Below are 26,556 nucleotides of genomic sequence, written 5' to 3'. Positions count from 1 at the left end.
AGGATTTATGAAAAAAAAAGGTCACAGGCCAATTACTAAAGTCAAAAATCCAGAACCCAAAATGGACGATCCTGACTGGATCATTTGGGCAGCCTGGGCAGATAGGATAACTTTTGAGGAAATTGAAAAAAAAACTGGGAAGAAAGAATCTGATGTAATTAAAATTATGAGAAGGTCTCTAAAACCATCATCTTTCAGATTATGGAGAAAAAGAGTAAATCAAAAAAGTATAAAACATCGCAAAAAGTTTGAATACTCTAGAAAAGAAATTACTAGTAAAATTAAAAAAGGTGATTATTTATAAGTCATGAAAAAAATTACAATGTATACAGGTCCCTTTTGCAATTATTGTGAAGCTGCTAAAAGATTATTGGCAAGAAATAATGCAACATATAATGAAATTGATATTTCAAAAGTTGATGGAGCAATGGATGAAATGATTAAAAAAGCAAATGGTAAAAGAACAATTCCCCAGATCTTTTTTGATGAAGAGCATATCGGTGGTTACGATGAAGTTAGAGCATTAGAAAAAGAAAATAAACTACAAGATCGTCTAAAAAATTAATTCCAATCTTCTAAAGCTAATTGTTTCTTAGCTAATAAACTTAAATCTCCTATTTTAATTCTACCTTTGTAATTGATCTCATAATCTTCAGGAGCAAAGTCAGGTGGGCTCTTGCCTTCTAAAAATTTTTTCGATTGTTTTATAGTATAATCTAGGTTTTTTTTACAGTAAGGTGTTGCACCAACATAAACTACATTAGAATAATTTTTACCTGAATGTTTATCTTCAACAGCATGCACAACATCAGGATGCCACCAAACTGTATCTCCTGGTTTCATCTTTGGAATTGAAACTAATCCCTTTAAAAGTAAAGAATGATATTCATTGTTTACAGATAAAGCTCTACCTAATTTTGATCCACATAGTTCATTTTTTGGAACATCATCTAGTAAAGCTCGTGTTAGAACATATGCAATACCTTTTGAGATAGGTATTAATTGTAAAGTTCCATCACTTGGTCCTTGCTCAGTTAATGCTGTCCATCCTTGAAATGTTCTAAAAACATGAGCAACCGCTGGAGACTCAAATTCTTTTGTTTTGTCTCTATATTTTGCATCGAATGGATCAAATTTTTCAAAACTATCCGCAAATATTTTTTTGTAAATTTTTTGATAAAAACTATCAGTCCACCTCTCAATGGATCCAGCATCACAATGAGGAGATAAACCTAAGGTATTGTCTCCTGGCTCTCTTCTCCTTACTCTATCTGCATAAGATAGTTCTTTATTTGGATTAAAGACTTCATATTCATCATTTTTATAAAGCCAAAGATTATTTAACCATTTCTTAACTTTAGCCATTTTCTCCGAATGTCTAATTTCGATTTGAGCTTTTGACCAATAAAGACCATAAATTTGAGGTTTTGCAGATTTCAGATCACTAAAATATTTGTCTAAATCAGACTTTTCCTGTTGATCTTCATAGTAGTTATTTTCATCAATATATTTTTCTAATTGAGTATTTAGTTCAAAGATCGCTTTATCCTCAAATACATTCCTTATTATAAGACATCCTCTTTTTTTTACATTTTTTATAAAATCAATATTTGGTTGATCTAACTCACTGAAATCAATTTCTGGAATTACAGCTTTTTGAGAATTTTTTAATTGTTGTATTTTATCTACTTCAGATTTAATAAAATTTTCAATTTTAAGGAAATTTTGCTCATAGTTTTTTGAGAGACTTTTTAAGTAATTTTTTACATTGTTTATATCAATATCTTCTAACATTAAATTTAACTCTTTGGTTTGAACACTAAACAAACTCCATTGTTACAAAATCGCTTACCAGTTGGTTCAGGTCCATCATCGAATATGTGACCGTGATGGCCTCCACATTTTTTACAATGATATTCGGTTCTTGCGTATCCTATGTGGTGATCGGTTTTAGTTTCAAATACATCAGGCAAAGATTTGTAAAAAGAAGGCCAACCCGATCCACTTTCATATTTAGTATTTGAGTCAAATAATTTTTCATCACAGTTTGCACAATGAAAACTTCCCTCCCTTTTTTCGTGATTAAGTTCACTTGATCCAGCACGTTCAGTACCTTCCTCGAATAAAATTAATTTTTGCTCAGCGGTTAAATTTGGATTTATTTTTTTTGTCATGATCCTATATATTTAGCACAAGATTGATGTAACATTGAGTGTAATTCAACAAGTTTATTAAAATCTTTGTTATAACCACCACCCAAAACTCCACAAAATGGTATTCGTCTAGAAAAAAAGTTTTCTACTACTAGCTCATCTCTTAATTTAATACCCTCATCAGAAATTTTTAATTTACCTAATCTATCATTTAAATGAATATCAACACCCGCTATATAAAAAACAAAATCAAAATTTTCTTGATTAAGCTCATTTAAATAATGTTTAAGTGTTTTTATATAAGCACCATCCTCCAAATTGTCTTCTAGCTCTACATCTAAATCACTGTTTGATTTTTTTGCTGGATAGTTAGTTTTAGAATGCATACTAAAAGTAAAAACACTTCTATTATCTTTAAAGATTTCTGAATTTCCATTTCCTTGGTGAACGTCTAAATCAACAATCAAAATTTTATTTGCTAAACCTCTATTGAGTAAATAATGCGCAGCAACTGCTACATCGTTAAATACACAATAACCTGCTCCACCATTATAACTTGCATGATGGCTACCTCCTGCAGTGTTACATGAGATACCATAATTGATTGCAAGTTTAGATGCTAAAACAGTACCGCCTGTAGCAACTAACGACCTTTGAATAACACTATCTACAAGTGGAAATCCAATTTTTTTAACTCCTTCTTTGCTTAAAGTTTTATTTTTAATATCTAATATATAATTTTTTGAATGTGCGTAGCTTAATGTTTCAAATGAACAGGCTGAAGGTTTATGAAATTTATTTACTATTTTTTTTTGAGTTAAGTAGTTTGCTAGCTCTCCAAATTTATTAATTGGAAATTTATGATCATCACCAATTTTAGCAAAATAATCCTCGTGATTAACAACAGGTAGCTCCATTTTTACTCTAGCACTCTAATAGGCTTTCCATTCACACAAGCCTCTAGTCCTTCAATCATTTGGTTGTAAAAAATGCTATAGTTTTCAGCTGTTACATAACCTATGTGAGGAGTAAGAAGCGCATTAGGTAAAAATCTAAGTTTGTTATTCTCTGGTAGAGGTTCTTTATCATAAACATCTATACCTGCACCAGCAATTACATTTGTTGATAAAGCAATAATTAAATCATCTTCATTTACAATAGGTCCTCTTGAAGTATTTATTAAAAAAGCTGTTTTTTTCATTTTATCCAATTCTTTTAAAGTAATGCAATCTTTGTATCTTGCTCCTCCTTGAACATGAATTGAAAGTACATCAGAATTTGTAATTAAATCTTCTTTGCTGCAAGGTAATACGTCTAATTCTTTACATTTATCTAAGCTCAAGTTTTCACTCCAAGCCATTACTTGCATTCCAAATGCTTTTCCAATTTTTGCAACTTCTGTACCTACTCTGCCTAGACCAATTAAGCCTAGGATTTTTCCTTTTAATTCTACTCCGATTGTAGTTTGCCAATACCCTTGATACATATTGTCAAACTCCTCTTTAAAATTTCTAGCTAAACCAAGAATTAGCCCCCAAGTTAATTCAGGTGTTGGGTTTAAATTTATATCTGTACCACAAACTGTAATTTTTCTTTTCTTTGCAGCTTCTAAATCAACAGATCTATTACGTAATCCACTTGTGATTACAAATTTTAAATCATTTAAATTATCAATTAAATTTTTTGTGATTGGAGTTCTTTCTCTCATTATTAATAAAGCTTCAAAATCAGCTAACTGATCAATTGCATCTGCTTCATCTAAAAAAGGTTCGCTAAAAATCTTAAACTCATATTTCCCAGATAGTTTTTCTAAATCTACAAACTGTTGGGCAACATTTTGATAATCATCTAATATAGCAACTTTAAGCATTTTTAACTTTCTTATTTGATAACAATATTCCTGTAATAATAAAACAAGCGCCTAAAATATGATAAAACATAAATTTTTCACTAAAAAAAATCATTGCCATTATTGCGCTCAAAATTGGCATTAAGTGTAAAAAAACACCAGAACGATTAGCACCAATCATAGATATTCCTTTTATCCATAAAAGAAAAGATGCCAAACCTGGAAACAAAACTACATATGATAAAATTAAAATAAAAGGTAGTTCTAAATTAATTCTAAAGCCAATTTTATATTCAATAAAATAAACTGGTATTAAAAATACTAAACCAAAAGTAATTACTACTTGAAGTAATGATATTTGGGTTAATTCATATTTTTTTCCTTTTAACAATGTAGAATATAAAGCCCATGAGAACATTGCTATAACCATGGTTATGTCCCCTTTATTAAAATCTAAATTTTTTAATATCTCTATATTTGCTTTTGTTATAATCATAATTACACCTGCAAAAGAAAATACTACCCCTATAAGTTGAAAAATATTTGTCTTTTCAATTTTTAAAATTGAAGAAAACAACATGATCATTACAGGTATAGTCGAAATCATTAAAACGCCACTAATCACCTGAGTAAAATTTAATGAATAGTAAACAATAGAATTAAATACCGTTATACTAGTAACTCCCAAAACAATAAAAAGTTTATAGTTTTTAATTATATAGTTTCTTTTCTCTAATATTTCAGGAATTGTAAAAGGTGCTAAAATTAACCAAGCAAAAAGCCATCGATAAAAATTTAATGAAAATGGAGGAACTTCATAAAAACTTGCAAGTTTACCTACTACAAAATTTCCTGCCCAAAAAGTTACTGTTAAAAATAGATATAAATAAGCTAAAAAATTATTATCTTTAGTCACTTAACTAAATCTAAGCGAACTATAAGGTTTTAAATCTAAATTTGTATTTTCGTTCGCTATCATCCCTGAAACAATCTTTCCAGAAATTGGACCTAAAGTCCATCCTAAATGATGATGCCCAAAACAATAATAAATATTTTTGTAATTTTTTGATGGCCCCATAACAGGTAAAAAATCTGGTAAAGTTGGTCTAAAACCTAGCCACTCGTCCTCATGTTCTGGTAAATCACCAAGCATGTATTTTGCATTATTTATCAAATTTTTAACTCTTGATTTAGATAATGGATTATCTAATCCACCAAATTCTACAGTTCCAACAACTCTTAAACCTTGTTCCATCGGTGTAATTCCAAATCCACGATTGGAAAATATTACAGGTCTACTTAATAAATGATCACAATTTTTGAAATGAACATGGTATCCACGCTCTGTATCTAAGGGTATTTTTTCACCAAGATTATCTGTTAATTTTTTTGAAAAAGCTCCACAAGCTATTACTGCTTTATCAAAAACATAACTTTGCGTTTCAGTTTTAAAAACTGGTTTTTCTTCATCAAAACTAATATCTTTAATATTTACTTTGTTAAATTTTCCACCTTTTTGCAAAAATAAATCAAACAATTTTAAAAGAATTTTTTTTGGATTTCTTGCATGTCTTGCATAAGGATAATATACGCCTGCATGGTAAAATGGTTTAATATGTGGTTCAAGATCGTGTATTTCAGCTTTAGTGACTAATTGTTGTTCAACACCCAATTCATCTCTAACTTTAATTTCTAATTCTCTACTTTTTAAATCTTTATTATTCCATATATAAAGAATTCCTTTGTTTTCTACCAAACCTTCTAAGTCTACCTCTTCAAATAATTCATCATATGCGGGTAAAGCTAGGTCTAAAATTTGGTGCATATTTTTAGCAGTATGCATCATCTTTGTTTTAGTAGTATTCATTATAAATTTTATAAACCATGGAATCATTTTAGGAACATAATTCCATTTTAAAGCAAGTGGACCTGAAGAACTAATCAACATTGCAGGCACATCTGCTAGAACATCAGTTCTGTTTAAAGAAAGAGATGCATATGGTGAAAAGTGACCTGCATTACCATAAGAGGCGGCTTGGCTACCTGGGTTATCTCTATCAAAGATAGTTACATCGAAACCTTTTTTTTGAAGAAACAAAGCATTAGACACACCTTGAATCCCTGCTCCAACTATTCCTACCTTGGTATTTTTATTCATAAGTTTCTTATACAATTAAAAATTAAATTAAGAGAGTGACAAATTATGCAATCATTTGTTTATGATTAATTTTTGCACTCAATACTATACCAAATCCAATCATAGTGGCTAACATAGAGGAACCTCCATACGACATGATGGGTAAAGGAGAACCAACTATAGGTAGCAGACCCAAAACCATAGATAAATTTACTACAATATAAATAAAAATTGCAAAAGCATAACCAAAACAAAAAAGTCTAGCAAAATTGCTTCTCGAAATTGTGCCTATTCTTATAATTCTAAAAATTATTATTGAGTATAATATCAAAAGACCAACTGAGCCTATAAAACCAAACTCTTCTGAAAATAAAGTGAATATAAAATCTGTATGTTTTTCAGGTAAAAAATCTAAGTAGCTCTGAGTTCCTTTTAAAAAACCTTTTCCGTTAAGGCCTCCTGAGCCAATAGCTATTTTTGACTGTATAATTTGATATCCGGCGCCCAAAGGATCTCTATCTGGATCTAAAAAAGTTAATATTCTTAATTTTTGATATGGTTTAAGAAATGAGATTATAAATGGAAGCGAAATTAAGAATGTAATAAATGAGTATATAAAATATTTAATTTTAATTCCTCCTAACCACAATATAATTAATCCACTTAACGCAATTAATATAGATGTACCAAGATCAGGTTGAGCAATTACAAAAATTATTGGAATTATTATAATCGATAACACAATTGTTATACTAGTAAATGAATTAACATTTTCTATTTTTATTCTATGAAAGTATTTTGCAAGACACATTATGATTGCTATTTTCATAAGTTCTGAAGGTTGCAGAACAAATAAATAAAGATCCATCCATCTTTGTGAACCAGAGGACTTTAGTCCAAAAAATGAAACATAAATTAATAAAAGTATTACTATAAAATAGATTATATAAGAAAAGTTATGCCAAAATTTTATATTAAAGAAAGCCACAAAAATCATTAAAGGAAAAAAAACTGCAAGTTTTACAAAATGATTTTTTGTATGAAAAAGTATTTCACCACCATCTGTAGAATACATAACAAAAACACTTAATACAGAAAGAAGTATAACAGAAATCAATAATATATAGTCTAGGTTTTTTATTTTTTGAAATAATGTAATCTCATTATTCAATCTATCGTGCTGAAACATTTAAACAGTAATCCTCTCAAAATTTGATTGTTTATTTCTTAAATCATGTCTGTCGATTATTAATTTAAATAATTTTTTTGCAATTGGTGCTGCCGCCTTACTTCCTGAACCACCATGCTCAACAATTATACTTATCGCATATCTTGGGTTAACATATGGGCCATAAGCAACATACAAAGCATGATCTCTATCTTTGTATGGTATTTGCTCTAATTCTAAATCCAATTCCCTCTCTCTTTTGCTTATTCTTTTTACCTGAGCTGTTCCTGTTTTTCCTGCAAATTGATATTTAGGATCATCAATTCTTGATTTATAAGAAGTTCCAAATCTTTCATTAGTTGAAGCAAACATGGCTTCTTGAACAATCTTAATATTTTTTTGGTTTTTAAATAATTTTTTGTCCAACAATTTCTCAGAATCAGAATCAAATAATAACCCACTCTCCATTGATTGTTTTGCATCTTCATAAGAAATTGGATTACTATCCACAACGATTTTCGGTTTTACAGCAAAGCCTCCATTTGCAATTTGTGCAGTCATCATACAAAGTTGTAAGGGTGTCGTTTGTATATAGCCTTGACCAATACCTGTTATTAAGGTCTCCCCTAATACCCAACCCTTCCCAAGATTATTTTTTTTCCATTTTGTATTCGGAAATAATCCTTTTTTTTCAATATCAAAATAATCTCCAAGTACTTTTTTACCTAAACCAAACTTTTCAGCTGTAATTTTTAATCTATCAACACCTAATAACCTAGCTACCTCATAAAAATATGTATCACAAGATTGTTTCATTGCATTTTTCAAACTAACCCAGCCATGTCCCTTTTCCTTCCAACAATGAAATGTTTGTCCATATAACTCCATTTTTCCTGTGCATTTAACTTTAAACTTTGTATCTATTACTTTGTTTTCTAAAGCTGAAAGCGCAACGATAGGTTTTATTGTTGAGCCTGGTGAGTATAGACCTGAAAGAGTTTTATTTATTAATGGTTTTAATGGATTATTTCTAATTAATTGCCACTCATCTTGACTTATTCCGAATAAAAATAAATTTGGATTATACGATGGAGATGAATACATTGCTATTATATCTCCAGTATAGATATCCATTACACTTATAGATCCTGCTTTTTCATTTAACAATTTCCCACAAGCTTTTTGTATTTCTGTATCTAAAGTTAAACGTATTTTTGATCCTTGCTCACCTTTTTGATGCTCCAGTTGATTAATTCTTTTACCGTAAGCATTTACTTCATATCTTTGAATAGCATTTGTTCCAATTAAATGATTTTCAAGTCTTTTCTCTAAGCCTAGTTTTCCAATTTTCATTCCTGGTACAAATCTTTCTTGGATAATTTCATTTTCTAAAATTTCTTGTTCATTTGGTTGACTCACATATCCAAGAACATGTGTATATACATCATTAAATGGATAGTTTCTGGATATTGTCATTACTGGTTTAACACCAACAAGATCGTATAAGTAATTATTAATTTTTACAAATTGACTCCAGCTTAAGTTTTCTGAAACAATAATACTGTCCCACGGTTTTAGTTCTGCTTTTAATTTATTTATTCTTGTAATTCTTTTGTCACTTAGATTTAAGAGATTTTTCAATCTAACTAGTAAATAATTGAAATTCTCAACTTGCTCTGGAATTATATGTAATTGATAAACTTTTAAATTCCCTGCAATTACATTTCCAAAATAATCAACAATATTTCCCCTTGTAGGTGGAAGTTTCCATTCTCTAATTCTATTTTTATCTGAAAGTGTTAAATATTTTTTATTTTCGTTTATTTGAAGAGAAAATAAACGAGCAACGATACCAACAAAAACTACTAGTTTTGCTGCTCCGATTATGAACATCCTTCTATTAATTACATCTGTTTTTCTTATTCCTGAATTAGATTTAATCATTTGTTTGATATGAAATTTTTTCGTTTAAAAAATTAAAAAATAAAAAAAATATTGGATAAAATAAAAAAGTAAAACCTGAGTTAATCAAATAATTTGTGTAATCAACTTTAATCAAAAAGACTAAATCCAAAATAATCACTTGAATTGAATTTATTAATAAAATTGTGAATAATAATGATATCCAGTCCTTCATAAAATTTGGGGTTAAAGTAATGTTTCTTATGTAAGCTGTTACTGAGCAAAGAATAAGGTAACAAAAACTACTAATTCCTATTGGTATACCTATTACAACATCATTAATTATTCCTGCAAAGAAAATTGCTAGATAACCTAATTGATCAGGATTTCTTAAAGTCCAAAAGAAAATTAATAGATGAACAAAATTAAAAGCAAAATAATCAAGTTTTAAGTAATTAAAATCAAATTCATTAAATACAGAAAAAAATAACATTATAAATGGTACGTAGGATAAGAATATTTTTAAAAAAGGACTTTTATTAAGTGATGACATTATTCTTCTCCGCCTATTTTATAAGAAACTATTTTTACATAGTTGAGTTGTGTAAAATCAGAAAAAAAATAAATTTTTCCTTCTGATATGTTGTTAATTTTTCCAATTGGTATACCAGGTTTGAATAAACCACCAAGACCTGAGGTGTAAGCAAAAATTTCTTTATTTTTAAAATCTTCTCTAAATTCTTCTTGAGTATGTTCGATTTTTCCAAATTCACTTCCTGTACCAGAAATAACAGCTTGTATGTCATCTGGCTCTAGAACAGATGGTATTTTACTATTAAGGTCAGACAATAGTAATGCCCTTGAATTAGTATAATTTACCTCAATTATCTGGCCAACTAGATAAACATCATCAATAACTGCCATTCCAATTTTTACTTTATCTTTTGTGCCTTTATTTAATACTACTGATTTTAAATATGGGCTGTCTTTATCAATTAAAACTCTGGCAAAAATTTCTTGTGAATTTATACTTTCGTCAAGTAACTCTCTAAGCTTTTTATTTTCTGCAGTTAAAAACTCATTTTGTAATTTAAGTTGATCAGAATTTTCTATTTTAATTAAATCTTTCTGATGACTTTCATATAAGTCTATATGTGATTTGAATTTTGAAGTTATTTCTTTTAATTTATTTTCTGGGATTGATGCAATATGAGATGATCTATAAATTACTTCATTAATTCCTAATTTAACAAATTGTATTGCTTTAAAATTAAAATTACTTAGAACAATTACAAAAATTGACAAAATAATTAAAGTGAGTAAAGAAAATTTTTGTTTATCTTTTTTTTTTAAGAAAGCTGACCTAATGGCAATTACAAAATCATCTCTGCCAGTAGCCATTTTTCCTAATATTCAGATAACATAGTAGAAAAAGTTTCTTCTTGATCCAAAGCTTTACCTGTACCGACAGCAACACAAGATAATGGATCATCTGCTATATGAACTGGTAAACCTGTTTCTTTAGAAAACCTTTTATCGATATTTTTTAACAAAGCACCACCACCTGTTAAAGTTAAACCCATATCAACTAAATCAGCTGACAACTCAGGAGGAGTATTTTCTAACGCATCTTTAATTGCACCAACCATCTGTTTCATAATGTCGTTTAGTGCTTCAGCCGTATCTTCTTCTGTAATATTAACTTCCTTTGGAGTACCTGATCTTAAATCTCTTCCTTTAACTGGATAAGTATTTGTCCCAGTTGGAACAGCTGTTCCCATTTCTTTTTTTATTTTTTCTGCAGTAGTATCACCAATTAATAAATTGTATTCTTTTCTCATGTAATCCACTATTGCAGTATCCATTGAGTCACCTGCAACTCTTAAAGATTTAGAGTAAACTAATCCACCTAAAGACATTACTGCAATTTCACTTGTACCCCCGCCAATATCTACAATCATTGAACCGGTTGCTTCAGAAATTGGTAGATTTGCTCCAATAGCTGCTGCAATTGGTTCCTCAATTAATTGAACTCTTCTTGCACCTGCTGCTAGAGCACTATCTTGAATTGCTTTTCTTTCAACTGGTGTTGAACCAGTTGGTACACAAATTAAAATTCTAGGATTTGCAAATGTGCTTCCTTTATGAACTTTTTTAATAAAATGTTTAATCATTTCTTCAGTAACTATAAAATCTGCAATAACTCCATCTCTTAAAGGTCTAATTGCACTAATATTACCTGGTGTTCTTCCAAGCATTGTTTTAGCTTCGTCTCCAACTGCTAGTACATTTTTTTTTCCACCTTGATCAACTATAGCAACAACTGAAGGTTCATTAAGAACTACTCCTTGACCCTTTAAAACTACAAGTGTATTGGCTGTTCCAAGATCAATCGCCATATCTTGGCTCCATATTTTTTTAACACTGCTAAATAACCCCATTATATCCCTCTTACTTTCTGACTTTCTTGCTCCATGGGAGCTGTTTTATCTCTTTTGATTATCATTTTATTTAATGCATTTATGTAAGCATTTGCCGATGCAACCAAAGTATCTGTATCTGCTGCTTGACCCACAGTTGTTTTACCCTTTTCCTCTATTTTTACACTTACTGTTGCTTGTGCATCTGTTCCCTCTGTAACAGCATGAACTTGATAAAGCTGTAAGTTAACATCGTGAGGATATAAAGTTTTAATGCATTTGAATATCGCATCCACTGGACCATCTCCAGTTTCTGTTGCATTTTTAACATCACCGTAAACATCCAAAGTCATTTCTGCTTTTTGTGGTTCTCCTGTTCCAGCAAAAACTTTTAAAGATTTTAGAGTTATTGCATTTACTTTATTATCTACGATTAAACTATCATCTACTAAGGCAATAATATCTTCATCGTAAACATGTTTTTTCTTATCTGCTAAGACTTTGAATTTTGCAAATGCATTTCCTACTACGTCGTCAGTTAAATCTGGATAGCCTAAGCTGTTTAACTTGTCTTTAAATGCATGTCGACCAGAATGCTTTCCCATCACTAACGATGTTTGTTTAACCCCTACGCTTTCAGGTGTCATTATCTCATATGTTTGTCTATTTTTTAACATTCCATCCTGGTGAATTCCTGCTTCATGAGCAAAAGCATTTTTTCCAACGATAGCTTTATTATATTGGACAGGAAAACCTGTTGCGTTTGAAACAATTTTTGAAGCTTTGCTTAAAAGTGTTGTATTAATTCCAGTTTCATATGGCATTAAATCGGGTCTTGTTTTAATTGCCATAACAACTTCCTCAAGAGCAGCATTTCCTGCTCTTTCTCCTAATCCATTTATTGTACATTCAATTTGTCTTGCTCCAGCTTGAACTCCAGCTAACGAGTTGGCTACTGCTAAACCTAAATCATTATGACAATGAGTTGATAAAATTGCTTTATCAATATTTGGAACTTTATTTAACAAAGTTTCTATAATTGTAGTAAACTCAGATGGTATTGTGTAACCAACTGTATCAGGAATATTAATTGTTGTAGCTCCATTTTTAATTGCAAGCTCTACAGTTTTACACATGTAATCCATATCAGTTCTTGTTCCATCCTCACAAGACCACTCAACATCATCAGTAAACTTTCTTGCATAAGCAACATGTTTTCCAATCGATTCATAAACATCTTCTGGGGACATATTTAATTTATGCTTCATGTGTAAAGGGCTTGTAGAAATAAATGTATGTATTCTAAATCTTGGTGCATGCTTTAGAGCTTCATAAGCTCTATCAATATCTTTTACTGAATGTCTTGAAAGTCCTGCGGGAATAGAGTTTTTTAAAATTTTACTTACTTCTGAAACAGCTTCAAAATCCCCTGGTGAAGCTATTGGAAAACCTGCTTCAATTATGTCTATACCTAATTCATCAAACACTCTAGCAATTTGAATTTTTTCCTCTAAACTCATAGATGCTCCTGGCGATTGCTCACCATCACGCATAGTAGTATCAAATATAAAGACTCTATCTTTGTTGCTCATAACTAAAATTTTTAGAAAATCTATAATACAATCTATGAGAGAGATTGCAAAATAATTAGTTAAATAATCAATTTTAATCGACCATTTTAGGCTTACAAAAAATTAATTATAAATAGACTCAATTTTAGGCATTAACCGTAAAAGCTCTTTTGTATATTCATGGTCGGGTTTTAAAAATAAATCCTCAGTGTTTGAAACCTCACACAATTTGCCATCTTTTAAGACTCCAATTCTATCACACATTTGTCTTACAACCGGTAGGTCATGGCTAATAAATAAAATTGTTAAATTTAATTGTTCTTGTAGATCTTTAAGTAAATTTAATATTTGGGCTTGTATACTTACATCCAAAGCAGAGGTAGGTTCGTCACAAACCAAAAGTCTTGGTTGTGTGGCAAGCGCTCTTGCAATTGATATTCTCTGTCTCTGTCCTCCTGAAAATTCATGTGGATATCGATATGCAGATTTTTGAGTTAATTCTACAGACTCAAGTAAATCATAAATATAATTATTTAAATCTATATTTGATATGGATGGGTTGTGAAGTGTGATTGGTTCTGCAATTATATCTTTCACTTTTAATCTTCCATTTAGTGAAGAATAAGGATCTTGAAATATCATTTGAATTTGTTTTCTAAATTTCATTAATTCTGATCTTTGTTTTATTTTTGTAATACAAACGTTGTCAAAGAAGATATTTCCAGAAGAAGGTTTAAATAAATTTACAATCATTTTTGCAATTGTAGATTTTCCACTTCCACTTTCTCCAACTAAACCAAAAGACTCACCTTCTTTTATGTCAAAAGAAACATCATTAACAGCCATCACAGAATTCTTAGAACTTTCTGTAAAAAAATTATCGTCAAAACTTTTACTCAAATTTTTTATCTGTACTAAATCTTGATCTATAATTACTTTTTTTGTCCATCTATTTAATATTTTGATATTATTTTCTTTTTTGTCACTGTTTTCTTTTTCAACTATTACAAATCTTGAAATTTTTTTGTTAGTTGGTGGAACTGAACTTACTAAGCTTTTAGTATAATTTTCTTGTGGTTTAGTTAATATTTTTTTGGTTTCACCAATTTCAACTAAATTGCCACTTTTCATAACTGCAACTCGATCTGCAGTTTCAGCTATAACCCCCATGTCATGAGTAATTAAGATGACTGCAAGGTTTCTTTCTTTTGTTAATTTTTTAATTAGTTCTAAAATCTGAGATTGAATTGATACATCTAATGCTGTTGTTGGTTCATCTGCAATTAACAGTTCTGGTTCGCAACATAGAGCTAAAGAAATTACTACTCTCTGTCTCATTCCACCTGAGAATTGATGAGGATAATTATCAAATCTTGTCTCCGCATCTTTTATACCAACTTCTTTTAATAAATTTAAAGATTTATTTTTTGCTTCCTCTTTGCTTAATTTAATATGAGTTTGAATTGTTTCAATTAACTGTTCCCCCACTGTAAGAATTGGATTAAGTGAAGTTTGAGGATCTTGAAATATCAATCCAATTTTATTTCCTCTGTATTTAACAACGCTTTCAGAATTTTCATGAATGTTAAGATCACCTAAAATAACTGATCCACTAGATACCTTGCCTGGCTCATCAATTAAATTTATAATAGCGTTTCCTACTGTACTTTTTCCTGATCCAGATTCTCCAACTAATCCTAAAATTTCTCCTTTATTAACCTCAATATTCACATTCTTAGCAGCGTTTACTGTTTCTTTTCTCATTTGATAATCAACACTAAGATTATTTATTTTTAAAAAAGTCATTTTTTTAATTTTGGATTTAAAGTATCTCTCATCCAATCCCCTAGCAAATTTATTGAAAATGCTAAAATAACCAGGAAAATTGCTGGAAAAAAAGTAATCCACCATTCTCCTGAAAATAAAAAGTCATTACCGAGACGTATCAATGTCCCTAAAGAAGGTGTTGTTGGAGGTACGCCAACTCCTAAAAAACTTAAAGTAGACTCAGCTAAAATAGCAAGTGCTAAACCAATTGTTCCAATTACTAAGACCGGTCTTAAAATATTTGGTAAAATATGTTTAAACATAATAATTATATTTGAAACCCCAATTATTGTTGATGCTGAAACATAGTCTTTATTTTTTTCCACCAAAGTTGCAGCTCTAGAAACTCTAGCAAATTGTGGCCACTCTGAAATCCCAATAGCAAATATTAAAACATAAATTGCCATTTCATCATGCATTTCTCTCGAGATTAATCCTCTTGCTATTCCATCAACCAACAATGCCATCAAAATACTTGGTACTGTTAACTGAACATCGGTTAGCCTCATTACTATCATTTCATATTTTCCCCCAAAAAATCCAGCCGTTAATCCCAATCCAACTCCAAGAATTAAGCTAAAAATTATCGCAGAAAAACCTACAATTAAAGAAATCCTACATCCATACAAAATTGTCGATAACATATCTCTTCCTTGTCCATCAGTACCTAAAATAAATTTAGCAAGACCATCTTCTGTCCATGAAGGAGGGGTGAATGCATCCATCAGTGATAGAGAGGATGGGTCAAAGGGATTGTAAGGTGTTACGAGCTCAACAAAAAAAGAACAGAAAAAAATTATAAATAAGATTGTAGATGATACAATGGCAGTAGGCGATTTAATAAAGCTATGATAAATATCATTATCTTTGATTCTTTCCCAAGTACTTAAAGTTTTATTATCCACTTGCAGCATCTCCTTTAACTCTTATTCTTGGATCAATTAAATAATAAAGAATATCAACTATAAAATTTATCATTACGAAAACAAAAGCTATAAAAACTAAATAAGCTGACATAATTGGTATATCTACGAATTGAACTGCTTGAATAAATAAGAAGCCCATACCAGGCCATTGAAAAACAGTTTCGGTAATAATTGAAAACGCAATTAGAGTTCCGATATTTATTCCTGCTATAGTTATTACTGGTATCAATCCATTTTTTAATGCATGTTTGTATTTAATACTATTTTCACTAATTCCTCGAGCACGCGCAAATTTAATATAATCTGTTTGTAATATTTCCATCATCTCTGCTCGTACAAGTCTGATGATATAAGTCATTTGGAAAAGACTTAATGTTACAGAAGGAAGTATAATTGCTTTAAGTCCAGAGACTGTTAAAAATCCTGTAGTCCAAAAACCTAAATCAACAACTTCTCCTCTTCCAAAAGAAGGTAATATCCCTAATATTACTGCAAACAAATATATAAATAATATACCAATTACAAATGTGGGGAGCGAAACCCCCAACAAGGAGACTGCCAAAACAAAATCACTTAAAAAGCCTTTTCGATTTATGCCAGTATAAACTCCTAATAATGTACCAGTTATAAGAGCAATTAATGCAGAAATAACAACAAGTTCAATAGTTGCAGGCAATCTTTCAACTATTAATTCTGAAACAGGTCTTCTTAATTGATATGAAATTCCAAACTCACCCTTTGAAGCATTAACTATAAATCTTGAAAATTGAACATGAATTGGATCCATCAAACCTAATGTTTCTCTTAATTCTGCTCTTTCCTCATCAGAAGTTTCTTCTCCAACCATGTTATTAATCGGATCTCCAACAAAATTAAATAAAGAGAAAGACACAAAGGCGACAACCAACATCACCAAAGCAGATTGAAACAGCCTTTTAAAAAAATATTTTATCAATTTGTGAAGGTTTAAACTTACAAGCCCTTTAAAAATTTAAAGGGCTTGTAATAATTTTTAATTAGTTAAAACTAGCAGTTCTGAATAACGGCTCGTTATTCGGTCTGATAGGAACATTAACATTGCTTTTAGATGCCCAAGATATTACTTGGTGATGTAAAGGAAGATAAGAAATATCATCTTTTACAATTTTCCAAGCTTTTGCAATTGCAGCATTTCTTTTATCTAAATCAACTTCACCTTCCATAACTCTAATTGCAGCATCAACATCAGCATTACTAAAGTTAACTTTGTTCCAGCTAGCACCAGTTTCATACAGGTAATGGAAAACATAGTGGCTATCTAAAGTTGGAACACCCCATCCTAGCATATAGAAATCACCTTGATCGTCTTTAAGCTCTTTGAAGTGTTTACTTTTAGTTTGAGCAAATAAGTTAACGTTAACTCCAATTTTACCCAACATTCCAACAACTGCAGTACAAATTGCTTCATCGTTTACATATCTGTCATTAGGACATCTAAGTTCAACGTCAAAACCATTAGGATAACCCGCATCAGCTAAAAGTTTTTTTGCAGCATTAACATCGTAAGGTAATCTTTTATCAAGATCAGCTGTATATCCATTTACACCTGGGAAAGTTATAATTCCTGCTGGTTCACTTAAACCTCTCATAACTTTTTTCTTGATCGCTTCAATATCAATTGCTTGATAAAGAGCTTGTCTTACTTCTTTTTTCTTAAATGGATTATCACCTGTATTTCCAGTTCTTAATTTGTCAGCTGCTTGATCCATACCTAAGAAAATTGTTCTCATTTGAGCTGTACTTTCAACTTTATGACCTGAGGAAGATCCGATTCTTTTTAAGTCTTGGACAGGAGCATCAGTAACTATATCAATTTCACCAGATAATAAGGCTGCTACTCTTGTAGCTGCATTTTTAATAGGCATTAATTCAATTTGAGTTACTTTTTTGTCCTTCATTTCACCCCACCAATGTTTATTTCTTTTAAACACTGTCTTGGTGTTAGGCTCTCTTAAAGTTATTTTAAAAGGACCAGTTCCCATAGCATTAGTAGCAGAGAAAGTTTCTTGTCCTGCATCCCAATTTTGTGGAGACATTGCAAAGTTTTTCTCTGACCAAGCTTTAGACATTATAAAAATGTTTGATAGTTGGTTTAAAAGTATAGGATTTGGTTTACTTGTAGTTATTTTAACAGAGTAATCTCCAACCGCTTCAACATTAGCAACTGTACTGATGTATTCTTTAAAGTCAGATGTTCTTTGCTTGGCTCTTAATATACTAAAAACAACATCTGCTGATGTCATTCCAGAACCATCTGAAAACTTAGCATCTTCTCTTAAAGTAAAAATCCAAGTATTTGGATCAGTAGCTTTCCATTTTGTTGCTAAAGCAGGCCCTATTTTCATGTCCAAGCCTCTTTGAACTAGAGCTTCGTAAACTTGTCTAGATACTTGAGTAGTTGGACCCTCATTTTGTGCATGTGGATCTAGTGTTAAACTGTCTCCTTGCATAGACCATTTAATAGTTTTTGCCCATGCTGAAGAAAATCCGAATACTAGAACTAATGACAATAGTATTCTTACTATATTTTTAGTCTTCATTATTCCCCTCGTTTTTTAAATTTATATAAAAAAGTATAAGTGAAATAATTGAATTATAGTAGCAATAATTTACTGATAAAATTTAACTTTTATCGCTATCTACTAATTTTTTCTTACCTATCCAAGGCATCATAGCTCTTAGTTCTGCACCAACTTTTTCCACAGGATGTTCGGCTAATTTAGCTCTCGTAGCAAGGAAATTTTTTTGACCATTTTTGCATTCATCCATCCACTCTTTAGTGAATTTTCCAGATTGAATTTCAGCCAAAACTTCTTTCATTCTTTTTTTAGTTTCTTCTTTATTAACTACTCTGGGTCCAGATTGATATTCACCATATTCAGCCGTATTAGAAATAGAATAATTCATGTTTGCAATTCCACCTTCATAAATTAAATCAACAATCAATTTAACTTCATGAACTGTCTCAAAATATGCCATCTCTGGTTCATATCCTGCTTCAACTAAAGTTTCATAACCATTTTTGATTAGTTCAACCAAACCTCCACATAATACAGTTTGTTCACCGAATAAATCTGTCTCAACTTCATCTTTGAATGTAGTTTCAATAATTCCTGATCTTCCTCCACCAACTGCTGAAGCATAAGATAAAGCTAGGTCTCTTGCCTTTCCTGAACCATCTTGATGAACAGCAAATAAACAAGGCACTCCACCTCCTTTTTCATATTCACTTCTAACTAAGTGACCAGGTCCTTTGGGAGCAACCATAAAAACATCTAGATCTTTTCTAGCTTTAATTAAATCGTAATGAACATTTAAACCATGAGCAAAAGCGATACTTGTCCCCTCTCTTACTCGTTGTTCAATATGATTTTTATAAATTTCCGCTTGTAGTTCATCTGGTGTAAGAATCATTACTACATCAGCCCACTCTGCAGCATCAGATAAATTCATTACCTTTAATCCTTTTGATTCTGCTTTAGCTGCGCTCGATGAACCTTCTCTCAAAGCTACAACAATATCTTTTACTCCACTATCTTTTAAATTTAATGCGTGAGCATGCCCTTGGCTTCCATAACCGAAGATAGCAACTTTTTTGCTTTTAATTAGATTAACATCTGCATCTTTTTCATAAAACATTTTCATATCATCTCTCCTTTTAAATTAATTAAATATTTTAGCACCCCTAGTCATTGCTACTGCCCCAGTTCTCGAAGTACTGATAAGTCCTAAGGGCTTCAATTTTTTATTCATTTTATCAATTTCTCTTCTAAGAGCAGTTATTTGAATTACTGCTGAAGTTTTTGTTTCATCTAATATTACGGGATTAAATTTTTTACAAGCATTTAAGCATTTTTCAATTTTATTTCTTTTTCCTACAACTTTAAATAAAGCCATTTCTTTAAAAATTACACCTTTATCCTCTCTTTTAAATTCAGCAACTTTATGAACAGGCACTAACTTTGTTAATTGGAGTCTTATTTGATCAATTACTTGAGGTGTTCCAGTGGTAACAATTGTTATTCTTGAAATATTTTTAACCGCATCAACCTCAGCAACTGCCAATGACTCGATATTGTACCCTCGGCCTGAAAATAAACCGACAACTCTTGCCAAAACTCCAGCCTCATTATCTACCCATACTACAAAAATATATGTATCTGGTTTTTGTCTCTTCGTAGGTATGCTGTAAGCTGACTTTGATTTCGGCATTATGATTATACTAAGGCTTTGCCTTTTCCTTTGATTTTATTTTCCTCTTGATCATTTGGGCCTAAAATCATTTGGTTATGTGGTTTTCCAGATGGAATCATTGGAAAACAATTTTCATTAGGATCCACATGACAATCAAATATAACTGGTCCATCATAATCGATCATTTCTTGAATTTTATCATCAAGATTAGCTGGATTGTCTGCTTTAATTCCTTTGCATCCATAAGCTTCTGCCATTTTCATAAAATCTGGTAATGCTTCTGAATAACTTTCAGAATAATTTTTTTCATGCAGCAATTCCTGCCATTGTCTAACCATTCCCATATATTGATTATTTAAAATAAATATTTTTATAGGAAGATTATATTGAACCGCAGTAGACATTTCTTGCATGGTCATTAAAACTGAAGCTTCTCCAGCAATATCAATTACTAATTTTTCAGGATGAGCAATTTGAACACCAACTGCTGCTGGCAATCCATATCCCATGGTTCCTAAGCCACCAGATGTCATCCATCTGTTTGGTTTATTAAATTTATAGTGTTGAGCAGCCCACATTTGATGTTGTCCAACCTCAGTAGTAACATAAGTATCTTTATTCTTAGTTAATTCATAAAGTCTTTGAACGGCATGTTGAGGTTTTATACTTTCATCACTATTTACAAAATTAAGAGAATCTTTTTCTCTCCATTTTTCAATTTGTTCCCACCATTTAGCTAAATTCGATTTATTTGATTTACTATGACCATTTTTTCTTTTAGCAATTGTTTTATTAATTTTACTTATTACAGTCGTAACGTCTCCAACTATTGCAAGATCTACTTTGATAATTTTGTTAATTGATGATGGATCTATATCAATATGGACCTTTTTTGAATTTGGTGAAAACTCATCAATTTTTCCAGTAATACGATCATCAAATCTTGCGCCAATGTTAATTAATAGGTCACAATCATGCATAGCATTATTTGCTTCATAGGTACCATGCATACCAAGCATTCCTAAAAACTGATTATCATCACCAGGGTATGCACCTAATCCTTGAAGTGTTGAAGTTATAGGAAAACCAGTTAGCTCAACAAATTCTCTTAAAGTCTGACTTGCTTTTGGTCCTGAATTAATTACTCCTCCACCACTATAAATTATTGGTTTTTTAGCTTTGCTTAATAATTTTACTAATTCATCAATTTGATCTTTAGAAAATTTATTATGGGATTTTCCATTTAATTTTTTTTCTTTATTTGGTTTTTTATATTTTGCTTTTGCAAACTGGATATCTTTTGGAATATCAATCAAAACTGGTCCAGGTCTTCCAGTTGTTGCAACTCTAAAAGCTTCATGCATAACTTTTGAAAGATCATTTATATCTTTAACTAACCAATTATGTTTTGTGCAAGGTCTTGTAATTCCCGTAGTGTCACATTCTTGAAATGCATCTGTTCCAATTAAATGAGTTGGAACTTGACCAGAAATACAAACTAATGGTACAGAGTCCATATAAGCATCTGTTAAAGCTGTAACAACATTGGTTGCTCCAGGACCTGATGTAACTAAAACTACACCTGGTTTTCCTGATGATCTAGCATAACCTTCTGCTGCGTGACCAGCGCCTTGTTCGTGTCTAACCAAAATATGTTTTATAGAAGGGTGGTTTTTTAATTCATCATAAATTGGTAGCACTGCACCACCTGGGTAGCCAAAAATATGTTCTACCTTTTGGTCCTTAAGACATTTGAATACAATTTCTGCTCCAGTTAATAATTTTGGCATTAGGCAATCTAGCTGAAGTTGTGCTCATTGGTCAAGTTTAAGAATGAGAATTTTAAATTTTTTTCAAAAATTTATTTATGTCTTGTGGCTTTAGCTTTATCCAATTCATCATATTGCCTCTAGCCCATGTACTTTGTCTTTTGGCGTATTGTCTAGTTTTTATGGCTATTTTTTCTTTAGTATCATGCAAATCTTTTTGTTTTTTCAAATATTCTCTAATTTCATTAACTCCAATGGCCTTGTTAGCGCTTTTATCTTTTCTAACCCTTAGCTTTATGAAATCTTTTACTTCTTTTAGCGCTCCATTTTCTATCATCTCACTTGTTCTTACATTAATCCGCTCAATCAATTCTTGTCTAGGGTAATCAATGTAAACTTTAAAAAAATCATCTTCTATGAAGTTTGATTTTGTGTTTTTAAACCATTCATGTAAAGATTTTCTTGTAAACTTTTTTACTTCATAAGCTCTGATGGATCTTTGAGTATCTGTAGGGTTTATTTTTCCTCTTGAGGATGGATCTAATTTTAATAGTTTTTCATAAAACTTCTTTTGACCAAGTTTTTTTTGTAAATCTCTAATTTGAGTTCTTAATTTTAATGAAATATTTGGTATTTTAACTAAACCGTCAGTTAAAGCTTTAAAGTATAAGCCTGTACCCCCAACAAGAATTGGAGTTTTTTTTCTTTTTTGAACTTCTCTAATTTTTTTAATTACTAGCTTAAGCCAATTACCTGTTGAAAAGTTTTTTGTTACATTATGAAAACCATATAAATGATGTTTAATTTTCTGGTATTTTTTTGGATCCGGACTAGCTGATAATACCTTAAGCTGTTTATATACTTGCATACTATCTGCATTAATGATCTCTCCATCAACTTTTTTTGCAACTTTAATTGCAAAGCTTGATTTACCTGAGGCTGTAGGACCTGAGATTAATATGATCTTGGATTTTAAATCCATAATCAGTCTAACTTAACACCGATGTATCTTCGTTGATTTTGATTGTTATAGATTGCAAGTAAAACTGTCTTTTGATTTGAATTAAGAACTTCTTTGGTAATATCTCTTAAATCATCAGCTGATCTAATTTTTTTCTTCTGAGCTTCAACAATAATGCTATTAAGCTCAATTGAATTTGCTACAGGACTATTATTTGCAATTTTTGTTATTACAAGTCCTGTCGTTTGGTTTGGTAATTTTCTCTTTTTAATATCTTCTTTAGTTAATAGTCTTACTGCTATTCTTAAACTTTCGATGATCTCTTCATTATTTTGTTTTTCGGTTTCTTGATTTTTACTTATTTTAAAATCATCTGAAGTTTCTAATCTTCCTAAAATAACATTTTTAATTATCTCTTTTTTATCTCTCCAAACTTTAACTTCAACTTTTTTTCCAACTTCTGTTCGTGCAACAATCGCTGGAAGTTCTTTCATTTGATTTATTTTTTCTCCATTAAATTCTAAAATAATATCACCAGCTTGTATTCCTGCTTTTTCTGAAGGACTGTTTTCAGCAACACTAGCAACTAATGCTCCTCTTGCTTTGTCTAATTTTTCAACTTCAGCAATTTCTTTTGTTACATCTTGAATTCTAACTCCTAACCATCCTCTTTTTGTTTCGCCAAATTCTATAAGTTGTTTAATAACTCTTTGCGCACTATTTGAAGGAATGGAAAATCCTATTCCTACATTTCCACTTCTCCCAAGTATAGCTGTATTTATACCAACAACATTCCCCTGCATATCAAATAGAGGACCACCAGAATTTCCTGAATTTATCGAAGCATCTGTTTGAATAAAATCTTCATATCGTGATAAACCAATTGATCTATTTCTAGCTGAAATAATTCCAGCAGTAACAGTTCCACCTAAACCAAATGGATTTCCAATTGCTAAAACCCAATCACCAATTCTTGCTTTGTCAGAGTCGCCAAATGCTACAGGTATAAACTTTTCATCTGTTTCTAATTTTAAAACAGCAATATCCATAAGTGGGTCAGCGCCAAGAACCTTAGCTTTAAATTCCTTGTCTCCATACACTCTTACAATAATATCGTCAGCATCTTGGATAACGTGATTATTCGTAACCACAATTCCTTTCTCATCTATTATAAACCCAGAACCCAAAGCAGCTGATTGTTTTTCCTGAGGTGTCCCAAATTCTTTAAACATATCCTCAAAAGGAGACCCTGGAGGAAATTGAAAAGGAAAAGGATTAGAATTTGTTGTGATAGTGGTTGTTGTAGAAATGTTTACAACTGATGGCATTAATTTTTCAGCAAGATCTGCAAAGGAAGCAGGAACTGGTTTAGAATTCACATTCAATGAAAAAGTAAATGAAATAACTAGCGTTAAGAATATTAGTTTAATCTTATTCATATTAGCTCTTAATAAAATAAATAATTATAAAACCTATTAGTGCAAAAATAAGTCCACCTGATCTAAGCTGACTATCTTTAACAAGTTCTAATTTTTTCAACATATTTTTCATTTTTGCTGGAAATAAGGCGTACAAAATTCCTTCAATAAATAAGAAAAGACCAAAAGCTATAACTAGCTCACGCATTTAAGGATTATTGTTGAATTTCAGGTTTTATGTTCCCAAAAAATTTAAAAAATTCACTATCAGGTGATAAAATTAGAGAGGTTTCACCACCAATAAGAGCTTTTTCATATGCTTGCATAGCTCTATAAAAAGCAAAAAATTCTGGATCTTGACCAAAAGCATCAGCAAATATTTTATTTCTTTCTCCATCACCTTCACCTTTCATAATCTCAGATTGTTTTTGGGCATCTGCTAAAATTACAGTAACTTCTTTATCAGCTGTTGATGTAATAGTGACGGCCATCTCTGCTCCTTTCGCTCTAAATTCTTTTGCTTCTCTCTCCCTTTCAGTCTGCATTCTTCTATAAATTGCATCACTGTTAGCTTGAGGTAAGTCTGCTCTTTTAATTCTGACATCAACAATGTTAATTCCAAAATTTTGCGCTTCGTTATTAACACCTTCTTTAATTAATGCCATCTGTTTAGATCTATCTTTAGATAATAAAGTTTGTAATTCCTCTTGACCTAATACATTTCTAATTCTTGAATTTATAATTGTTGATAATCTTGATCTCGCAACTCTTTCATTTCCAACTGAAATATAAAACTTCAGAGGATCTACGATCTGAAATCTTGCAAATGCGTCTACAATCAAACGTTTCTGATCTGATGCAATAACCTCTTCAGGAGGAGCATCTAAATTTAAAATTCTTTTATCTAAATAAACAACGTTTTGAATAAATGGAATTTTAAAATTTAAACCTGGTTTCATTATAATTCTTTTTGGATCACCAAATTGAAGAATAATTGCTTGGTTAACCTCTTTAACTATAATTATTGATAAAAAGGCCACAACTCCAATTGCAACTAATACTCCTGCTAATATTTTTCCAGCTTTCATTTTAATTTGTCGCTTTCTTTTTTAACTCGGGTAAAGGTAAGTACGGAACTACACCTGAACCTGCATTTTTTTCAATAATTACTTTGTCAATATCTGCTAAAACTTTCTCCATGGTTTCTAAATACATTCTTTCTTGAGTAACTGCTTTTGCATTTTTGTATTCGTTGTATATAGCTATAAATCTACTTGCTTCACCCTCTGCTTTTGCAACAACTTCTTTCTTGTATGCTTCTGCAGCTTGTAAAATTTTTTGCGCTTCTCCCCTTGCTCTTGGAATAACATCATTTGCATAGGCTTCGGCCTCATTTTTTGATCTTTCCATATCGGCTCTTGCAGCCTGTACATCTCTAAATGCATCAATTACTTGATCAGGTGGGTCAGCCTTTTGTGTTTGAACTTGTGTAATTTGAATTCCACTTTCATAGTCATCTAAAATACTTTGTATTATATTTTGTGTCTCAACCTCAATTTTAGATCTACCTTCTGTTAAAATTGGCTGGATATCACTCTTTGCTATCACTTCCCTCATTGCAGTTTCAGCAGCTGCTTTAACTGTGCCCTCTGGATCTTGAATTTTGAATAAAAAATTACCAGCGTCTTTAATTACCCAAAATACTGAAAAATCTATATTAACAATATTTTCATCTCCAGTTAACATCAAGCTTTCTTGTGGTACATCAGCAACTCCACCACCTGTTGAAAAACCACTGTCCCTTTCAGACCTAAATCCTATATCCATTCTATTAACCTTGGTGACTTTTGGTGTTTGAACAGTTTCAACAGGAAAAGGTATATGATAGTTCAAACCAGGCTGTGTAGTTTTTACAAACTTACCAAATCTTAGTACAACGCCTTGTTCATCGGGTAATACTCTATAAAGTCCGCTCGCTAACCATACAAAAACTAAAACTAATAAAATTAAACTTATTGATTTTCCTCCTGAAGTTTTTCCACCAGGTAAAAATTTTTTAATTTTATCTTGAAGGTCTCTAATTAATTCGTCTAAATTTGGTGGAGTAGGACCTCTACCTGATCCATTGCCACTACCACCTCCACCAGGAGGTGCTCCCCAAGGACTTTGACCTTTAAAATTGTCTGACATAAGTCAAAGTATATAGTGTCTTTATTGCAAAA

General features: G+C 31.0%; 26 protein-coding genes. 2 read left to right on the top strand and 24 right to left on the bottom strand.

What is annotated here, in order from left to right; translation table 11 throughout:
* Nucleotides 1-7 precede the first annotated feature (7 nt).
* Both ACTT88_RS01205 and grxC read left to right on the top strand, forming a co-directional pair.
* Nucleotides 8-304, top strand: coding sequence for a TIGR03643 family protein (locus tag ACTT88_RS01205; RefSeq protein ID WP_440907558.1), 297 nt, complete (start codon nucleotides 8-10; stop codon nucleotides 302-304).
* 3 nt (nucleotides 305-307) lie between these two features.
* On the top strand, nucleotides 308-565 hold the full coding sequence (grxC, locus tag ACTT88_RS01200) for a glutaredoxin 3 (protein WP_440907557.1): 258 nt from the start codon (nucleotides 308-310) through the stop codon (nucleotides 563-565).
* Here the strand turns inward: grxC and ACTT88_RS01195 are convergent.
* The 24 genes from ACTT88_RS01195 to hflK form a co-directional block, all read right to left on the bottom strand.
* Nucleotides 562-1,794, bottom strand: coding sequence for a YbiU family protein (locus ACTT88_RS01195; RefSeq protein ID WP_440907556.1), 1,233 nt, complete (start codon nucleotides 1,792-1,794; stop codon nucleotides 562-564). The genes grxC and ACTT88_RS01195 overlap by 4 nt on opposite strands.
* A 5-nt stretch (nucleotides 1,795-1,799) precedes the next feature.
* Nucleotides 1,800-2,174 (bottom strand): peptide-methionine (R)-S-oxide reductase MsrB, encoded by a 375-nt coding sequence (gene msrB / locus ACTT88_RS01190; RefSeq protein ID WP_440907555.1) that lies wholly within the window; start codon nucleotides 2,172-2,174, stop codon nucleotides 1,800-1,802.
* Entirely contained in the window at nucleotides 2,171-3,070 is a 900-nt protein-coding gene (locus ACTT88_RS01185; protein ID WP_440907554.1) for a histone deacetylase family protein, read from the bottom strand. Before ACTT88_RS01185 ends, msrB begins: the two co-directional genes overlap by 4 nt.
* Before the next feature lie 2 nt (nucleotides 3,071-3,072).
* Entirely contained in the window at nucleotides 3,073-4,023 is a 951-nt protein-coding gene (locus ACTT88_RS01180; protein ID WP_440907553.1) for a D-2-hydroxyacid dehydrogenase family protein, read from the bottom strand.
* Nucleotides 4,016-4,918: a DMT family transporter gene (locus ACTT88_RS01175; protein WP_440907552.1), complete on the bottom strand. Its 903-nt coding sequence runs from the start codon at nucleotides 4,916-4,918 to the stop codon at nucleotides 4,016-4,018. Before ACTT88_RS01175 ends, ACTT88_RS01180 begins: the two co-directional genes overlap by 8 nt.
* Nucleotides 4,919-6,160 carry an NAD(P)/FAD-dependent oxidoreductase gene (locus ACTT88_RS01170; RefSeq protein ID WP_440907551.1) on the bottom strand — a complete coding sequence of 414 codons (1,242 nt, stop codon included), beginning with the start codon at nucleotides 6,158-6,160 and terminating at the stop codon, nucleotides 4,919-4,921.
* A gap of 43 nt (nucleotides 6,161-6,203) precedes the next feature.
* Nucleotides 6,204-7,328 carry a rod shape-determining protein RodA gene (rodA, locus tag ACTT88_RS01165; protein ID WP_440907550.1) on the bottom strand — a complete coding sequence of 375 codons (1,125 nt, stop codon included), beginning with the start codon at nucleotides 7,326-7,328 and terminating at the stop codon, nucleotides 6,204-6,206.
* The gene (gene mrdA, locus ACTT88_RS01160) at nucleotides 7,329-9,251 is read right to left on the bottom strand and encodes a penicillin-binding protein 2 (protein WP_440907549.1); all 1,923 of its coding nucleotides are present in this window, start codon (nucleotides 9,249-9,251) and stop codon (nucleotides 7,329-7,331) included.
* On the bottom strand, nucleotides 9,244-9,762 hold the full coding sequence (gene mreD / locus ACTT88_RS01155; protein ID WP_440907548.1) for a rod shape-determining protein MreD: 519 nt from the start codon (nucleotides 9,760-9,762) through the stop codon (nucleotides 9,244-9,246). The genes mrdA and mreD overlap by 8 nt, the downstream gene beginning before the upstream one ends.
* Nucleotides 9,762-10,610, bottom strand: coding sequence for a rod shape-determining protein MreC (gene mreC / locus ACTT88_RS01150; protein ID WP_440907547.1), 849 nt, complete (start codon nucleotides 10,608-10,610; stop codon nucleotides 9,762-9,764). Before mreC ends, mreD begins: the two co-directional genes overlap by 1 nt.
* 5 nt (nucleotides 10,611-10,615) lie before the next feature.
* Nucleotides 10,616-11,650 (bottom strand): rod shape-determining protein, encoded by a 1,035-nt coding sequence (locus tag ACTT88_RS01145; protein WP_075504547.1) that lies wholly within the window; start codon nucleotides 11,648-11,650, stop codon nucleotides 10,616-10,618.
* On the bottom strand, nucleotides 11,650-13,221 hold the full coding sequence (locus tag ACTT88_RS01140) for a 2-isopropylmalate synthase (protein ID WP_072090704.1): 1,572 nt from the start codon (nucleotides 13,219-13,221) through the stop codon (nucleotides 11,650-11,652). Before ACTT88_RS01140 ends, ACTT88_RS01145 begins: the two co-directional genes overlap by 1 nt.
* Before the next feature lie 102 nt (nucleotides 13,222-13,323).
* Nucleotides 13,324-15,006 carry a dipeptide ABC transporter ATP-binding protein gene (locus ACTT88_RS01135; RefSeq protein ID WP_440907546.1) on the bottom strand — a complete coding sequence of 561 codons (1,683 nt, stop codon included), beginning with the start codon at nucleotides 15,004-15,006 and terminating at the stop codon, nucleotides 13,324-13,326.
* Complete coding sequence (locus ACTT88_RS01130) at nucleotides 15,003-15,941, bottom strand: ABC transporter permease (RefSeq protein WP_440907545.1); 939 nt, start codon at nucleotides 15,939-15,941, stop codon at nucleotides 15,003-15,005. The genes ACTT88_RS01135 and ACTT88_RS01130 overlap by 4 nt, the downstream gene beginning before the upstream one ends.
* Nucleotides 15,925-16,908 (bottom strand): ABC transporter permease, encoded by a 984-nt coding sequence (locus tag ACTT88_RS01125; RefSeq protein WP_256998075.1) that lies wholly within the window; start codon nucleotides 16,906-16,908, stop codon nucleotides 15,925-15,927. Before ACTT88_RS01125 ends, ACTT88_RS01130 begins: the two co-directional genes overlap by 17 nt.
* Before the next feature lie 61 nt (nucleotides 16,909-16,969).
* Nucleotides 16,970-18,532, bottom strand: coding sequence for an ABC transporter substrate-binding protein (locus tag ACTT88_RS01120; protein WP_075504551.1), 1,563 nt, complete (start codon nucleotides 18,530-18,532; stop codon nucleotides 16,970-16,972).
* Between the two features lie 82 nt (nucleotides 18,533-18,614).
* Nucleotides 18,615-19,637, bottom strand: a complete 1,023-nt coding sequence (gene ilvC / locus ACTT88_RS01115; RefSeq protein WP_145596083.1) for a ketol-acid reductoisomerase — start codon at nucleotides 19,635-19,637, stop codon at nucleotides 18,615-18,617.
* 18 nt (nucleotides 19,638-19,655) lie between these two features.
* Nucleotides 19,656-20,204: an acetolactate synthase small subunit gene (gene ilvN / locus ACTT88_RS01110; protein ID WP_440907544.1), complete on the bottom strand. Its 549-nt coding sequence runs from the start codon at nucleotides 20,202-20,204 to the stop codon at nucleotides 19,656-19,658.
* 5 nt (nucleotides 20,205-20,209) lie between these two features.
* Nucleotides 20,210-21,976, bottom strand: coding sequence for an acetolactate synthase 3 large subunit (locus tag ACTT88_RS01105; RefSeq protein ID WP_440907543.1), 1,767 nt, complete (start codon nucleotides 21,974-21,976; stop codon nucleotides 20,210-20,212).
* 52 nt (nucleotides 21,977-22,028) lie between these two features.
* Nucleotides 22,029-22,937, bottom strand: coding sequence for a tRNA (adenosine(37)-N6)-dimethylallyltransferase MiaA (gene miaA, locus ACTT88_RS01100; protein WP_440907542.1), 909 nt, complete (start codon nucleotides 22,935-22,937; stop codon nucleotides 22,029-22,031).
* 2 nt (nucleotides 22,938-22,939) lie between these two features.
* Nucleotides 22,940-24,355 (bottom strand): Do family serine endopeptidase, encoded by a 1,416-nt coding sequence (locus ACTT88_RS01095; RefSeq protein WP_440907541.1) that lies wholly within the window; start codon nucleotides 24,353-24,355, stop codon nucleotides 22,940-22,942.
* 1 nt (nucleotide 24,356) lies between these two features.
* Nucleotides 24,357-24,542, bottom strand: a complete 186-nt coding sequence (locus tag ACTT88_RS01090; RefSeq protein ID WP_440907540.1) for a DUF2065 domain-containing protein — start codon at nucleotides 24,540-24,542, stop codon at nucleotides 24,357-24,359.
* A gap of 7 nt (nucleotides 24,543-24,549) precedes the next feature.
* A complete protein-coding gene (gene hflC / locus ACTT88_RS01085; RefSeq protein ID WP_440907539.1) occupies nucleotides 24,550-25,422 on the bottom strand; it encodes a protease modulator HflC in 873 nt (290 codons plus the stop codon).
* Between the two features lies 1 nt (nucleotide 25,423).
* A complete protein-coding gene (hflK, locus tag ACTT88_RS01080; RefSeq protein WP_440907538.1) occupies nucleotides 25,424-26,524 on the bottom strand; it encodes an FtsH protease activity modulator HflK in 1,101 nt (366 codons plus the stop codon).
* Nucleotides 26,525-26,556: the final 32 nt, after the last annotated feature.

It is taken from the genome of Candidatus Pelagibacter sp., from assembly GCF_052046145.1.
GTDB lineage: Bacteria > Pseudomonadota > Alphaproteobacteria > Pelagibacterales > Pelagibacteraceae > Pelagibacter.
This window is presented reverse-complemented; position numbering and strand designations above follow the sequence as displayed.